13 protein-coding genes are annotated in these 15,011 nt (G+C 32.4%); 12 read left to right on the top strand and 1 reads right to left on the bottom strand.

What is annotated here, in order from left to right:
- Positions 1-529 precede the first annotated feature (529 nt).
- The 12 genes from HMPREF3046_RS06125 to HMPREF3046_RS06070 all read left to right on the top strand — a co-directional run bounded on the left by HMPREF3046_RS06125 (position 530) and on the right by HMPREF3046_RS06070 (position 14,362).
- Positions 530-1,261, top strand: a complete 732-nt coding sequence (locus HMPREF3046_RS06125) for a phosphoadenylyl-sulfate reductase (RefSeq protein WP_070717558.1) — start codon at positions 530-532, stop codon at positions 1,259-1,261.
- A gap of 162 nt (positions 1,262-1,423) precedes the next feature.
- Positions 1,424-3,277, top strand: coding sequence for an assimilatory sulfite reductase (NADPH) flavoprotein subunit (locus tag HMPREF3046_RS06120; protein ID WP_070717555.1), 1,854 nt, complete (start codon positions 1,424-1,426; stop codon positions 3,275-3,277).
- A gap of 18 nt (positions 3,278-3,295) precedes the next feature.
- The gene (cysI, locus tag HMPREF3046_RS06115; RefSeq protein ID WP_070717552.1) at positions 3,296-5,017 is read left to right on the top strand and encodes an assimilatory sulfite reductase (NADPH) hemoprotein subunit; all 1,722 of its coding nucleotides are present in this window, start codon (positions 3,296-3,298) and stop codon (positions 5,015-5,017) included.
- 35 nt (positions 5,018-5,052) lie between these two features.
- The gene (gene cobA, locus HMPREF3046_RS06110; protein WP_070717551.1) at positions 5,053-5,817 is read left to right on the top strand and encodes a uroporphyrinogen-III C-methyltransferase; all 765 of its coding nucleotides are present in this window, start codon (positions 5,053-5,055) and stop codon (positions 5,815-5,817) included.
- Positions 5,818-5,850: 33 nt separating this feature from the next.
- Complete coding sequence (locus HMPREF3046_RS06105) at positions 5,851-6,462, top strand: NAD(P)-binding protein (protein ID WP_070717548.1); 612 nt, start codon at positions 5,851-5,853, stop codon at positions 6,460-6,462.
- A 21-nt stretch (positions 6,463-6,483) separates the two neighbouring features.
- Positions 6,484-7,359 carry a sulfite exporter TauE/SafE family protein gene (locus tag HMPREF3046_RS06100; protein WP_070717546.1) on the top strand — a complete coding sequence of 292 codons (876 nt, stop codon included), beginning with the start codon at positions 6,484-6,486 and terminating at the stop codon, positions 7,357-7,359.
- 45 nt (positions 7,360-7,404) lie between these two features.
- Complete coding sequence (gene sat, locus HMPREF3046_RS06095) at positions 7,405-8,583, top strand: sulfate adenylyltransferase (RefSeq protein ID WP_070717537.1); 1,179 nt, start codon at positions 7,405-7,407, stop codon at positions 8,581-8,583.
- An 18-nt stretch (positions 8,584-8,601) separates the two neighbouring features.
- Positions 8,602-9,201, top strand: coding sequence for an adenylyl-sulfate kinase (gene cysC, locus HMPREF3046_RS06090; protein ID WP_070717534.1), 600 nt, complete (start codon positions 8,602-8,604; stop codon positions 9,199-9,201).
- 428 nt (positions 9,202-9,629) lie between these two features.
- Positions 9,630-10,391 carry a CHAP domain-containing protein gene (locus tag HMPREF3046_RS06085; protein ID WP_070717531.1) on the top strand — a complete coding sequence of 254 codons (762 nt, stop codon included), beginning with the start codon at positions 9,630-9,632 and terminating at the stop codon, positions 10,389-10,391.
- 220 nt (positions 10,392-10,611) lie between these two features.
- Entirely contained in the window at positions 10,612-10,854 is a 243-nt protein-coding gene (locus HMPREF3046_RS06080; RefSeq protein WP_070717527.1) for a hypothetical protein, read from the top strand.
- A 163-nt stretch (positions 10,855-11,017) separates the two neighbouring features.
- Positions 11,018-12,310: an anaerobic C4-dicarboxylate transporter family protein gene (locus HMPREF3046_RS06075; protein WP_070717523.1), complete on the top strand. Its 1,293-nt coding sequence runs from the start codon at positions 11,018-11,020 to the stop codon at positions 12,308-12,310.
- A gap of 429 nt (positions 12,311-12,739) precedes the next feature.
- Positions 12,740-14,362 carry a BCCT family transporter gene (locus HMPREF3046_RS06070; protein WP_070717521.1) on the top strand — a complete coding sequence of 541 codons (1,623 nt, stop codon included), beginning with the start codon at positions 12,740-12,742 and terminating at the stop codon, positions 14,360-14,362.
- A 93-nt stretch (positions 14,363-14,455) separates the two neighbouring features.
- Here HMPREF3046_RS06070 and HMPREF3046_RS06065 read toward each other — a convergent pair whose 3' ends face one another.
- Positions 14,456-15,010, bottom strand: coding sequence for a choline uptake/conversion transcriptional regulator CudC (locus tag HMPREF3046_RS06065; RefSeq protein WP_070717516.1), 555 nt, complete (start codon positions 15,008-15,010; stop codon positions 14,456-14,458).
- Position 15,011: the final 1 nt, after the last annotated feature.

Here is a 15,011-nt window from a genome sequence, read left to right as displayed (position 1 = left end):
TATAATAAATTTATAGAAAATATCTTTAAAGTCATTTGAAATCATGAATAAATATAAGTATGAATGGATATATAGTTTTTCAAGTATGACTGAAAAGGAAGTTAAAAAGATAGTCGGAAAATATAAAATTCATATAGAGTGTATAGATTATGAATTGATTACAAGGATTTAGTAGTTAATTATAATCCTAGTTTTAAAGAAAAGGTAGTAATTACAGTTGGAGTTGCTTCAATAATGAAAAAAACGGTTATGAAGTAGGTATTTATTTAAGTAGGAATAAAATAAAACTTATATTTGTAGTTCGAGAATATTAATTAAAAAAAGTGCGATTCCATAACAGGATATTGCACTTTTTTATTAATATTATTTTTTAGTTCGAAAAAAATGTATGTTTATTTTAAAGTAAATATTCCCTAAACTTTCTTGACTTTCTCCTCAAAACTCGTTAAAGTATTAGCATATTATTCTGACAATTCTGATAGGTATTAGATTAATAAATTTGTAAATACTGAGGAGGGATCATAGGTTTATGTCAGTATCAAAGATAACGTATGAGAGTTTGGATGGCGATCCATTTATTGACTCCATTTCTACTGACGACGCGACAAAGGGTGCCTATGAAATTTTAAAATGGGCTTATACTACGTATGGTGAAGATATCGTTTACTCATGTAGTTTTGGGGCAGAGAGCATGGTACTTATTCATTTGATTTATCAAATTAAACCAGATGCTCAAATTGTATTTTTAGATACAGATTTACATTTTCAAGAAACATACGATTTAATTGATAGAGTAAAAGAACGTTTTCCTAAGTTATGTATTGAAATGAAGAAACCAGAATTGACGCTTGAAGAACAAGCTAAGAAATACAATCCTGCATTATGGAAAAATAATCCAAATCAATGTTGTTATATTCGTAAAATTAAACCTTTAGAAGAGGTATTAGGTGGTGCGATTGCCTGGATTTCGGGACTACGAAGAGATCAATCTCCGACTCGTGCTAAAACTAATTTCATTAATAAAGATGAACGTTTTAAATCGATTAAAGTATGTCCTTTAATTTATTGGACGGAAGATGAAGTTTGGGATTATATTAAACAACATGATTTACCTTATAATGAACTTCATGACCAGCATTATCCAAGTATTGGTTGTATTCCTTGTACAGCGCCAGTATTCAATTCTGATGATTCCAGAGCAGGACGTTGGTCAAGTTTTGAAAAAACAGAATGTGGACTTCATGTTGCAGATAAACCGTGATGTAAGGTTTAAAAAATTTTATACAAAAAACATAGTATTCTGATAAGTATTTAAAAATATTCTATATTCGATTTTTACTGGAAAGTCGAATATAGATTACATAATATAGAGATAGTAAGTATTTTAAATAAAATAAAGATTGAAATGATAGAGGTGGATGAATTGAATCTAAGTGTTACCAACAGTCCTTTTACTGAAGGACAAGCCACACAAATTAATGAATTGTTACAGACACTTACGCCAGAACAAAAAGTATGGTTAAGTGGCTATTTAGTCGCAAATCAACAACTTACATCAGGAACATCTGAGACACAGGGTTCGCAAATAGGAGCTGTTTCAAAGGATACTGAAACAATGCTTCAACAAAATGAACCAACAATTCAACCTGAAAAACGTGCGATTACATTACTATATGGTTCAGAAACAGGAAATGCGCAAGGTTTAGCAGAAATATTTGAAGAACGTCTTTCAAATATTGGACATAATGTAACGTTAAAAGCAATGGATGAATTTAAACCTAAAAATCTTAAAAATGTTGAAGATTTATTTATTATTACTTCCACACAAGGTGAAGGAGATCCACCGGATAATGCAGCCGAATTACATGAATTTATTCATGGTAGAAAGGCACCTAAATTAGAGGGAGTGAGATTTTCAGTACTTGCATTAGGTGATCAAACCTACGAATTCTTCTGCCAAACAGGTAGAGATTTTGATAAAAAACTTGAAGAACTTGGTGCCGAACGATTATATGAACGTGTTGATTGTGATGTTGACTATGAAGAAGATGCTGAAAAATGGATGGCTAATGTCATTAATACTATTGACTCAGCACCTGAAGGTACACAAAGTGAACAAGTTGTAAGTGAATCAATTAAATCTGCAAAAGAAAAAAAATACTCAAAGGCAAATCCATACCAAGCTGAAGTATTAGAAAATATTAATTTAAATGGTAGAGGATCTAATAAAGAAACACGTCATATTGAGTTCTTATTAGATAATTTTGGTGAAGAATATGAAGTAGGAGATTGCTTAGTCGTTTTACCACAAAATGATCCAGCTTTAGTTGAATTACTGATAAGTACATTAGGATGGGATCCGGGAGATCAAATTCAAATCTCAGAAGATGGAGATACGATTTCATTAGAAGAAGCATTAACATCTTACTTTGAAATTACAAAATTAACGAGACCATTACTTCAAAATGCAGCAGCATATTTTGATAATGAAACGTTAGAAGACAAAGTTCAAGATAGTGAGTGGATACAAAACTATATTGAAGGTAGAGATTTTATTGATTTACTGAATGATTTCCCACCTGAAGAATTAGAGCCTGAAGATGTATATCAAATTCTTAGAAAATTACCTCCTAGAGAATATTCTATATCAAGTAGTTATCAATCATTACCTGATGAAGTTCACATTACGGTTGGTGCAGTAAGATATAACACACACGGTAGAGATCGTTCAGGTGTATGTTCAGTTCAATTTGCTGAACGTATTCAACCAGGAGATACTGTTCCAATTTATCTTAAACGTAATCCAAACTTTAAATTCCCTAAAGATGGAGAGACACCTGTTATTATGATAGGACCTGGTACAGGTATTGCGCCATTTAGAGCACATATGCAAGAACGTGAAGAATATGGTTATAAAGGTAATACGTGGTTATTCTTCGGCGATCAACACTTTACTACTGATTTCTTATATCAAACGGAATGGCAAGAATGGTTAAACGATGGTGTTCTTGAAAAAATGAATGTCGCTTTCTCACGTGATACAGATCAAAAAGTGTATGTACAACATCGCATTGCTGAACATAGTAAAGAATTTAATGAGTGGTTAGAAAAAGGTGCATCTATCTATATTTGTGGTGATGAAAAAAATATGGCTAAAGATGTACATCAAGCGATACGCAATGTATTAGTGAAAGAACGAAATTTAACTGAAGAAGAAGCTGAAAGTTACTTAAAACAAATGAAAAAAGATAAACGTTATCAACGTGACGTGTACTAAAGAAAGGGTGGAGAGTGAATGGCTAAAACGATTAAACAAATTGCTGATGAGTTAAATGAAAACCTTGATGCGTTAGAACATTTAAAAACTGAAAGTAATTATTTACGCGGTACGATTGAAGAAAGCTTAGCTGATCCTTTAACTGGTGCTATTTCTGATGATGATACCAAATTACTTAAGTTTCATGGGAGCTATCAACAAGATGACCGAGATTTACGTGATGAACGTCGTAAACAAAAATTAGAACCTGCATATACTTTCATGATTCGTGTGCGACTACCTGGAGGTAAAGCAACACCTGAACAATGGATTGCAATGGATGATATTTCTAATAATTATGCGAATCATACATTGAAATTAACAACACGTCAAACATTCCAATTTCATGGTATTTTAAAACGAAATTTAAAATCATCTATGAAAAAAATTAATGACTCAGTGTTAGATACGATTGCAGCATGTGGGGATGTCAATCGTAATACAATGTGTAACCCAAATCCATATCAATCAAATATTAATAAAGAAATACTTGATTATGCCACAGCTATTAGTGATCATTTATTACCAAAAACAAATGCCTATCATGAAATTTGGTTAGATGGAGAGAAAGTACTTGATTCTAAAGAAGAAGTAGAACCAATGTATGGGGAAAAATATTTGCCACGTAAATTTAAAATTGGTATTGCCGTACCACCATCCAATGATATTGATGTATTTTCACAAGATATTGGTTTAATTGCAATTGTAGAAAATGATGAACTTATTGGATTTAATGTGGCTATTGGTGGCGGCATTGGTATGACGCATGGTAATCCAGATACATATCCTCAAGTAGGACGCATCGCTGGATTTATTCCTAAAGACAAAGTCATAGATGTATGTGAAGCTTTACTTACAATTCAACGTGATCTTGGTAATCGTTCAAATCGTAAAAATGCACGTTTTAAATACACAGTAGATCGTTTTGGTGTAGACAATATTGTTAAAGAATTAAATACGCGTCTAGGCTGGGAAATTAGTGAAGCTCGTGAATTTAAATTTGAACACAATGGCGATCGTTTAGGTTGGATTGAAGGTGAAAAAGGTGTATGGAATTATACATTATTCATTCAAAATGGACGTGTAAAAGATACAGAAGACTATAAATTAAAAACGGCGTTAAGAGAAATTGCAGAAACACATACGGGTGATTTTAGATTGTCTCCAAACCAAAATTTAATTATTGCTAATGTAACTGAAGAGAAAAAAGCAGATATTCAATCTCTTATTGATAAATACGGTTTAACTGATGGTAAAAATTATAGTGGTTTAAGACGTAATTCAATGGCTTGTGTAGCATTTCCAACTTGTGGTTTAGCAATGGCTGAATCAGAACGTTATTTACCAACGCTATTATCTAAAATTGAAGATTTATTAGATGAAGCAGGTGTTAGTGAAGAAGAGATTACTATACGTATGACAGGTTGTCCAAATGGATGTGCACGACCTGCATTAGCTGAGATTGCATTTATTGGTAAAGCGCCTGGCAAATATAATATGTATTTAGGTGGAAGCTTTAACGGTGATCGCTTAAATAAATTATATAAAGAAAACATCGATGAAAAAGAAATCCTTGAAAGCTTACGACCAATTTTAATGGATTATGGAAAATCACGTCTCGAAGGTGAACATTTCGGAGACTTCGTTATTCGTTCGGGTGTAGTAGCTAAAGTTCATGATGGTAGAGATTTTCACAGCTGATTTTTAAAGAAATAGAAGACGAACGGGGTGATAAGATGGGAAAGGTTTATCTTGTAGGTGCAGGACCTGGTGATCCAGATTTAATAACTGTAAAAGGTATGAGAGCGATTCAAGCGTCAGATGTGATTTTATATGACCGCTTAGTGAATAAAGAAATTTTAGATTTTGCAAAACCCAACACAAAGTTCTTCTATTGTGGTAAAGATCCAAATAAGCATTCATTGCCACAAGAGGAAACAAATCGTATGTTAGTGAATTTAGCGAAAAAAGGTCACACTATTACACGGTTAAAGGGTGGTGATCCTTTTGTTTTTGGACGTGGTGGTGAAGAAGCAGGGATATTAGCGGATAATCAAATTCCATTTGAAATTGTTCCTGGTATTACATCAGGAATTGCAGCTCCTGCTTATGCAGGAATTCCTGTTACTCATAGAGATTATAGTTCATCAGTTGCGTTTGTTACAGCTGTGAATAAACCAGGTATGACGAAAGAAGCATATTGGGAACATTTAGCGCATGGTCCTGAAACATTGTGTATTTATATGGGTGTAAAACGTTTGCCTGAAATTTGTGAACTATTAGTGCGTCATGGTAAGTCAGTAGATACACCTGTAGCGCTAGTACATTTAGGGACAACAGCTTCTCAAAAAACAGTCACTGGAACATTAGGTAGTATTGTACAACGTGCATCTGAAATCAAAAATCCTGCAATGATTGTGATTGGTGATGTTGTAAATATGCGTCAAAAAATTAGCTGGTTCAAAGAACAAGTATCAGATTTTGAAATGACATTACCATAATTTGAAAAATATCTAATATAGGAGGACGACAATATGAATAATATGCCGCTCATGATTGATTTAAGCCAGAAATCTATTGTCATAGTAGGTGGCGGAAAAGTTGCAACGAAACGAGCTTCAACTTTAATTGAATATTGTGCTGATGTTCATATTGTTAGTCCTATTATTTCAACAACTTTAAAAGAACTATTAGATAACGAAAATATCACTTGGAGCCAAAAAGAATTCGAGCCACAAGACGTTGAACATGCCGACTTTGTAGTGATTGCCACAAATAATAACGAAGTCAATACAAAAGTGTTAGAAAGTGTTCCTCCTCATGCATTGTGTAATCATGCTTCGAAAGCCCAAGTTGGAAATGTTACGATTCCAAGTATTTTAAAACGTGGAAAACTTTCTATTAGCGTGTCAACCAATGGGGCAAGTCCTAAATTGAGTAAAAAAATGATTTCAAGAATAAGCGATATGTACGATGAATCATATGAAATGTATATTGATTTTTTATATGAAAGTAGACAACTAATTAAACGATTATCAATCGAGCCATCTAGGAAACAGGATTTATTACAACATATTTTATCTGATGAGTATTTAGATGAGGTTAAGCAACAAGAATTCACACGATGGCTTCATTTACAAGTTTAGGTATGAAGGGATATGTGATATATGAGAAAATTGTTTATATTTGCATTAGCTGGATTTTTAGCACAACTTGTTGATGGATCACTCGGAATGGGATTCGGTGCCTCCTCCTCATCCATATTATTAACATACGGAATAGCACCCGCGATTGTTTCAGCAACGGTACATTTTTCAGAAATAGCAACGACTGCTGCATCGGGTACATCACATTGGAAATTTGAAAATGTACATAAGCCAACCATGTTGAAACTCGCAATACCAGGATCAATCAGTGGATTTATCGGTGCAGCATTATTAACTCAAATACATGGTGACTATATTAAACCTTATATAGCACTATTCTTACTTTCAATGGGTTTTTATATTTTGTATCAGTTTTTATTTAAACGTCACAAAGACGTTCATACACACGTAGGAACACTTAGTAGTGTGAAACTTGTTCCACAAGGAGCCGTTGCTGGTTTTCTAGATGCCATCGGTGGTGGAGGCTGGGGACCAGTCAATACACCGTTGTTACTTGCAAGTCATAAAATTCAACCACGCTATGCTATTGGTACAGTGTCTGCAAGTGAATTTTTTGTAACACTTTCAACATCATTAAGTTTTATTATCTTTTTAGGATTTACTCAAATTAATTGGTGGTTTGTCATTGCATTAAGTATAGGCGGTATGATTGCCGCACCAATTTCAGCCTATTTAACTAAAATATTGCCCATTAATATTTTAGCAATCTGTGTAGGTGGTCTTATTATTTTTACAAATAGTAATGCTTTAATGACGTATTTCATCAAAGACACTACAGTGACAAATGTTATTCGATTCGCAATTATTTGTGCGATTATTGTATTAGTTATTATTACTATTATTCGCAACAAAAAATTGTCTTTTTCTTATAAATAAAACCGAGTAAACTAATCAAAATAATTAGAAAAGAGGTTATCAATAATGCCAATAAATGAAGATATTATCAATTATACAATTAAGCCACATGGTGGAGAGTTAATTAATCGAATTGTAGAAGGAAAGGATAGAGAAGCATTAATTGAAAAAGCGAACGCTTTTAAATCATTAACTTTAAATCCTTGGTCCATTTCAGATTTAGAATTAATAGCTATTGGTGGTTTTAGTCCACTTACTGGATTTATGGGAGAAGCGGATTATAAAAAAGTTGTTGAAGATACACATCTTGAAAATGGACTAGTATGGAGTATTCCTATCACTTTACCTGTCACTGAGACACAAGCTAATGAACTTAATATTGGTGATGATATTGCTTTATATGGTGAAGATGAAGTGCTTTATGGTACTTTAAAACTTGAAGAAAAATATACGTATGATAAAGAAAAAGAAGCTCAAAATGTCTACGGTACGACTGAAGAAGCGCATCCAGGTGTCAAAAAAGTATATGAAAAAGGGAACGTTTATTTAGCAGGTCCTATTCAATTAGTAAATCGTCCTAAACATGATGAATTTTCAGATTATCATTTAGATCCTGCTGAAACACGCCAATTATTCAAAGATTTAGGGTGGAAAACAGTAGTTGGATTCCAAACACGTAATCCTGTCCATCGTGCACATGAATATATTCAAAAATCTGCATTAGAAATTGTAGATGGTTTATTATTAAATCCTTTAGTTGGCGAAACTAAAGCGGATGATATCCCAGCAGATGTACGTATGGAAAGTTATCAAGCTATCTTGAAAAATTACTTTCCTAAAGATAGAGCACGTTTAGTTATCTATCCCGCAGCGATGCGTTATGCAGGTCCTCGTGAAGCAATTTTACATGCTACAGTTCGTAAAAATTATGGTTGTACACACTTTATTGTTGGACGTGATCACGCAGGTGTTGGTGATTATTATGGTACTTATGAAGCACAAGAACTTATCTCTCAATTTGAGGATGAATTAGATATTCATATTTTAAAATTTGAACATGCATTTTACTGCAAAAAATGTGGCAATATGGCTACAGCCAAAACGTGTCCACATGATGCATCAAACCATGTACATTTAAGTGGTACAAAAGTAAGAGAAAAATTACGTAATGGCGAATCATTACCAAAAGAATTCTCAAGACCTGAAGTTGCAGAAGTATTAATTAAAGGATTAAGACAAAAGTAATTTGGGGGAGTATATAACATGAGTCAATCAACAAATATTACATGGCATGATTCAGAAGTAACTAAAGAAGATAGACAACGCCAAAATGGTCATAAAAGTGCTGTCATTTGGTTTACAGGTTTATCTGGTTCTGGTAAGTCAACAATCTCTGTGGCACTTGAAAAAGCGCTATTTGAAAAAGGTAAACATTCATATCGATTAGATGGTGATAATGTCCGACACGGTTTAAATAAAAACTTAGGATTTAGTCCAGAAGACCGTAAAGAAAACATTCGTCGTATTGGTGAAGTAAGTAAATTGCTTGTAGATGCAGGAACAATTGCAATTACTGCATTTATTTCTCCATATAGAGAAGATCGTGATGAAGTGCGTAATATCTTAGAAGACGAAGAATTCATTGAAGTATACACGGAGTGTAGTGTAGAAGAATGTGAGAAACGAGACCCTAAAGGTTTATATGAAAAAGCACGTTCAGGTGAAATTAAAGAATTTACAGGAATTAGTGCGCCTTATGAAGCGCCAAAACATCCTGAAATAACTATTAATACTGAAACACAGAGTATAGATGAATCAGTTGAACATATTCTTAATTACTTAAAAGAACATCAATATATTTAATGAATAACCAAACGAGTGAGATAACGAATTCAAAATGAACGTTGTCTCACTCGTTTTTTTGCTATAAATTCTTGAAAATAATAGATAATATTCCCTTATTTTATGAAATAAAACATATTTAAAATAATCAGATATATTACACTATCTGTAATGACACTGTTGATTAAATTGATAAAAAGACTGATAATAAAGCATTTTGAGTGATGTAACAAACGAGATATTTAATTACAAAAATCATCGTATTATTATGATTCAATTACAAGGTATTAACAACGCCCACAAACGCTTGTTTATCTGATAAAGTATGTCTTGTCGTTAATTAACGAGAAAAAATAATTCGAAGTAATTGAATATTGAGATGTCATTTGAAAGTAGCCACGTGATAAATAAAGGAAGAATGTTTTAAATTTCTAGGAGGATATTTAATTATGAAAAAAATCGCTACAGTAACTATCGCCACAGCCGGAATCGCTACAGTTGGATTTGCGCATCATGACGCACATGCAGCGGAAAATAATGGATATAACCCTAATGACCCAACTTCATATAGCTACTCTTATACAATTGATCAACAAGGTAACTATCATTACACATGGCAAGGTAATTGGAGTCCTGATCGTTTAAATCACACTAATGATTCAAATAATAGTCAATCTAACTATAATAATTACAACAATAATAGCTATAATTACAATAGCAATTATTCATATACAACAAACAACAATCAATCTTATACAACTAATAATACGACAGGTGGATTAGGCGCTAACACTGCGTCAACATCAGACAGTAATATAAAAGTTACAACTCAAAGTGCACCAAGAACACAATCAACTGATTCAACTAAAGCATTCTCAGGTAAAACAAGTTCAGGTGCGAATTACTATACTTGGGGTCAATGTACATATTATGTATATGACAAAGTTGGTGGTTCAATCGGTAACACTTGGGGTAATGCAAATAACTGGGCTAACGCAGCAGCGCAATCTGGTTATACTGTAAACAATACACCTAAAGCAGGTGCTGTAATGCAAACAACTCAAGGTGGTTATGGTCACGTTGCATATGTTGAAAGTGTAAATAATGATGGTTCTGTTACAGTATCTGAAATGAACTATCAAGGTGTAGGTGTAGTATCTACACGTACAATTTCAGCAAGTCAAGCAAGTTCATACAATTACATTTCATAATTTAAGGAAATAAATTATTTAAAAATTAATGTAAAATAAAGACTAAGATATTAAAACAATAACGTTGTTTAAAAGAGCAAGTATATGAATTCAAAACGAATTCTAACTTGCTCTTTTTTTATTTTTAAAAATTATATTTAATATGATTTAAATCGCTTTATAAAGGGAATATATAACTACTAGTTCTTATAGTGTTCAAATATAAAGGTGGTGATTCACAATGGCGTTAGGAGTACTTCAATGGATCCTAGTGATCGCAATTGTGGTAATTACGATTGGCGTCATATTTGGTCTCATTTGGGGTTCGCTTTTTGAGGAACGCTTTTATAGAAGTCGTTCTAAAAAAGAAGAAGAAGCACGTATTGAGAAAAATCTTAAAATGGCAAAAGGCCATACCAATGATGACGTAGTATATGATGAAAAAGGTCGTGCATCACTCAACGAAGATTATAAAAATCAATAAACATTGATAAACCTTTAAGAATCTGTTTGATTTTTAAAGGTTTTTTTATCAAAATATTTATATTAATTAACTTTATACAATTATATACTTTTAACAAATAAAAGTGATAAAATAGACATGTTAAAAAATTCACATGAACTATTTAAAGTTAGGAGCTATTATAATGCTACTGTTTATAGTAGAAATTATCATAATGATTGTAGCCATTATGCTAGGATTGCGCACAGCAGGTGCTTTAGGGTGTGGTATTTTTGCTATTGTGGCCCAATTGATTATGATATTTGGATTTCAACTTCCTCCTGGTTCTGCCCCTGTTACAGCAGTACTAATTATTTTGGCAATTGGTATAGCTGGAGGAACGTTACAAGCTACAGGCGGAATTGATTATCTTGTCTATCTTGCTTCGAAAATCATTGAACGATTTCCAAAATCAATTATTTTTATTGCACCGATGATTGTATTTGTCTTCGTATTTGGAGTAGGAACTGCAAATATTGCTTTATCACTAGAACCTATTATTGCTCAAACTGCAGTAAAAGCTAAAATCCAACCTAAGCGACCACTCATTGCTTCAGTACTAACTGCTAATTTGGCTTTACTTTGTAGTCCAGCTGCATCTGCAACAGCCTATATTATTTCAGTACTTGCAGGTCATGACATTTCAATGGGTCAATATTTAAGCATTGTCTTACCTACATCATTAATCACTATGTTTATGTTAAGTATATTTTGTACGTTTGTAGGACGTAAAAATACAATTACTAAAAGTGAAATTGCGCATACACCTGATGTTGATGTAAATCATGCTTTTTCTACTAGAGTAAAGATAGGTGTTTTAGCATTTATTCTGTGTGTGTTTGGTATTCTTACGTTTGGTATTTTTCCTCAATTCATGCCTTCGTTTAATGTCAATGGAAAAGATGTCACTGTATCAATGACAGAAATTGTACAATTCTTTATGTATTTAAGTGCAGCAATTAATTTATTAATGTTGAAAGTGAATACGAGTAATATTCTATCTTCAAATATTACACAATCTGCTATTGGTGCATTATTTGCAGTACTTGGACCTGGTTGGTTAGGTGCGACAGTATTTAACGCACCTCACAATTTACATATCATACAAAATGATGTAGGTAAAACGATTCAACACATGCCTTGGCTTGTGATCATTCTTGTAGCTGTAGTAGCGATGATTGTTATTTCACAAACAGCAACAGCATCGATTATGGTACCTATCGTCATGAGTATGGGAATTCCACCCATGTATTTTGTAGCAATGGTACAAACATTAAATGTTAACTTTGTTATACCTGCGCAACCAACGTTATTATTCGCAGTTAATTTAGATGAAACAGGACGTACACGACCTACAAGCTTTATTATTCCAGGATTCTTTGCAATAGGTGTTTCAGTTATTGTCGGTTTTATAATAAAAATAATATTAGGATATTAATTTATAATAGAATATTTGTAATATAAATGATTTAAAGTTTCATGAAAATTTAATAGATTGAGAAGACCTTTTGTGCCTTTTTAAATATTGAAGAGAAGAATGTGAATTCTATTATGAATTCCATGCTTCTCTTATTTTTAATTTAAAACAGAGAATTTCAAAAAAATATATATTCATTAAAAATGAATAAAAATTCAATGTTTATAATCTAAGGTTTGTTTAAAACGTTTATTTTTAATTTAACACTATTGATATAGTTAATTTTTTTGATAGTTTCAATGGAATAAAATATATAAATATTCAGTTTTGCTAAAATAAATTTATGAATGTAATTTGCATTTTTATTTAATTTTAGATATTGTCATCATGTGGATCATTCACTTAAATAAATTATAAGTCGTACATATAATATTCAAAGGAGGATCTTAGTTGAAAAAAGAAAAAATAATGGATTGGCCCACCTTTATAGGTACTGTGATTGTCTTGCTTGCGGCAGTTATACCTATGATGGTCTTTCCAAGTGCAAGTGAGAAAGTTATTACTGATATAAATAGTGCTATTTCTAACTCGATAGGATCTGTTTACTTATTTATAGGTTTAGCTGTTTTATCCTTTGTACTCTATATTGCTTTCGGTCGATATGGGAATGTGACTTTAGGAAAAGCAAGTGATAAACCTGAATTCAATAATTTTAGTTGGGCTGCAATGCTATTTTGTGCAGGCATTGGTTCAGATATTCTTTATTGGGGTGTTATCGAATGGGCCTTCTATTATCAGGTACCTCCAAATGGAGCTAAAGGAATGACTGATGAGGCCCTTACATATGCAACGCAATATGGCATGTTTCATTGGGGACCTATTGCATGGGCAATTTATGTATTACCTGCTTTGCCTATTGGCTATTTAGTATTTGTAAAGAAACAACCAGTATATAAAATTAGTCAAGCTTGTCGTCCAGTACTGAAAGGACAAACTGATAAATTTTTAGGTAAATTAGTAGATATCTTATTTATATTTGGACTATTAGGAGGAGCGGCAACCTCTTTAGCATTAGGTGTGCCATTAATTTCTTCTGGAATTGAACGATTAACAGGTATAGATGGAGACAATATGGTTATTCGCTCAATTATACTTTTCACAATCACAGTCATTTTTGCAATTAGTTCTTATACAGGTTTAAAAAAAGGAATACAAAAATTAAGTGATATTAACGTATGGTTATCATTCTTACTACTTGCATTTGTATTTATTGTAGGTCCAACCATCTTTATTATGGAAACAACTTTAACTGGTTTTGGGAATATGATGCGAGATTTCTTCCATATGGCAACATGGATGGAGCCATTTGGTGGAATTAGAAATCGTAAAGAAACAAATTTCCCTCAAGATTGGACGATATTTTATTGGTCATGGTGGCTTGTATATGCACCATTTATTGGTTTATTTATTGCTCGAATTTCAAAAGGTCGTCGTCTCAAAGAAGTCATATTAGGAACAATTGCTTATGGTACATTGGGATGTGTCTTATTCTTTGGTATTTTTGGTAACTATGCTGTTTATTTACAAATTAGTGGACAGTTTAATGTTGTTGATTTTTTAAATAAACATAGTACTGAAGCAACAATTATAGAAGTTATGCACCAATTGCCAATTGGTTCTTTAATTATAGTGTTGTTCTTAATATCTGCATTTTTATTCTTAGCAACGACTTTTGATTCAGGTTCTTATATTTTAGCGGCTGCGTCTCAGAAGAAGGTAATAGGGGAACCATTAAAAGCGAATCGTTTATTTTGGGCTTTCGCTTTATGTCTATTACCTTTCTCCCTTATGTTAGTTGGTGGAGAACGAGCTCTTGAAGTATTAAAGACTGCTTCATTATTAGCAAGTGTACCACTTCTATTTATATTTACGTTTATGATGATATCCTTTATTATTACACTTAATAAAGATCGGATTAAACTGGAAACAAGAGCAGATAAACTAAAAGAAGTAGAACGACGTTCACTTCGTATTGTTCAAGTTAAATCAGATCCTGAAGACGATAATTTATAATGTGAAAAATGATAGTGCATTTAAAAATCCTCAGAAATTAGATAATAAATCTAATTTCTGAGGATTTTTGAATAATATTGATAATAAATTAAGTTATAAATCTTCTTCTTTTGGTATAGGATAATGTTCGAAAATGTCTCCAGATTCAATTGCAGAGCTTAAATTTTCTAACCATTTACAATATAATTTTGTGTGGTTTAATTGGGATTGTATACTATCTATTTTTTCTTTTTCTTCTTCACTTAAATTATTAGTTTGTATTATGTTTTGAAGAATGTTTTCTGCTTTTTTCGTCGCTTCTAAATTTGTATCGACTTCACGTTCCCATTTTTGTGTGAAAAAGTTTCGAAAAAAATTAAAGAAATCTTTCTCGGCTATAAAGTGTTGTTTGCGACTGCCACGGGTAAATTGTTGCTTAACGATATCGTATTCTTGCAATTTTTTTACACCCGCACTCATACTAGGCTTGCTCATTTGTAAATGTTCACGCATTTCATCAAGCGTCATACTACCTTCAAAAACCATCGTACCGTAAAGATTACCAACACTACGGTTTGTACCATATAAATCCATTGTTTCACCAATTGAGTTAATAACTAAATCTTTCGCTTCCTCTATTTTTTGATTAATATTATTAGAATTGCTCATA

It is taken from the genome of Staphylococcus sp. HMSC070D05 (assembly GCF_001815595.1).
In the GTDB taxonomy this organism is placed as follows: Bacteria; Bacillota; Bacilli; order Staphylococcales; family Staphylococcaceae; genus Staphylococcus; species Staphylococcus hominis.
The sequence above is the reverse complement of the archived record's forward strand: the minus strand, read 5'-3'. Positions and strand labels throughout refer to the sequence as shown.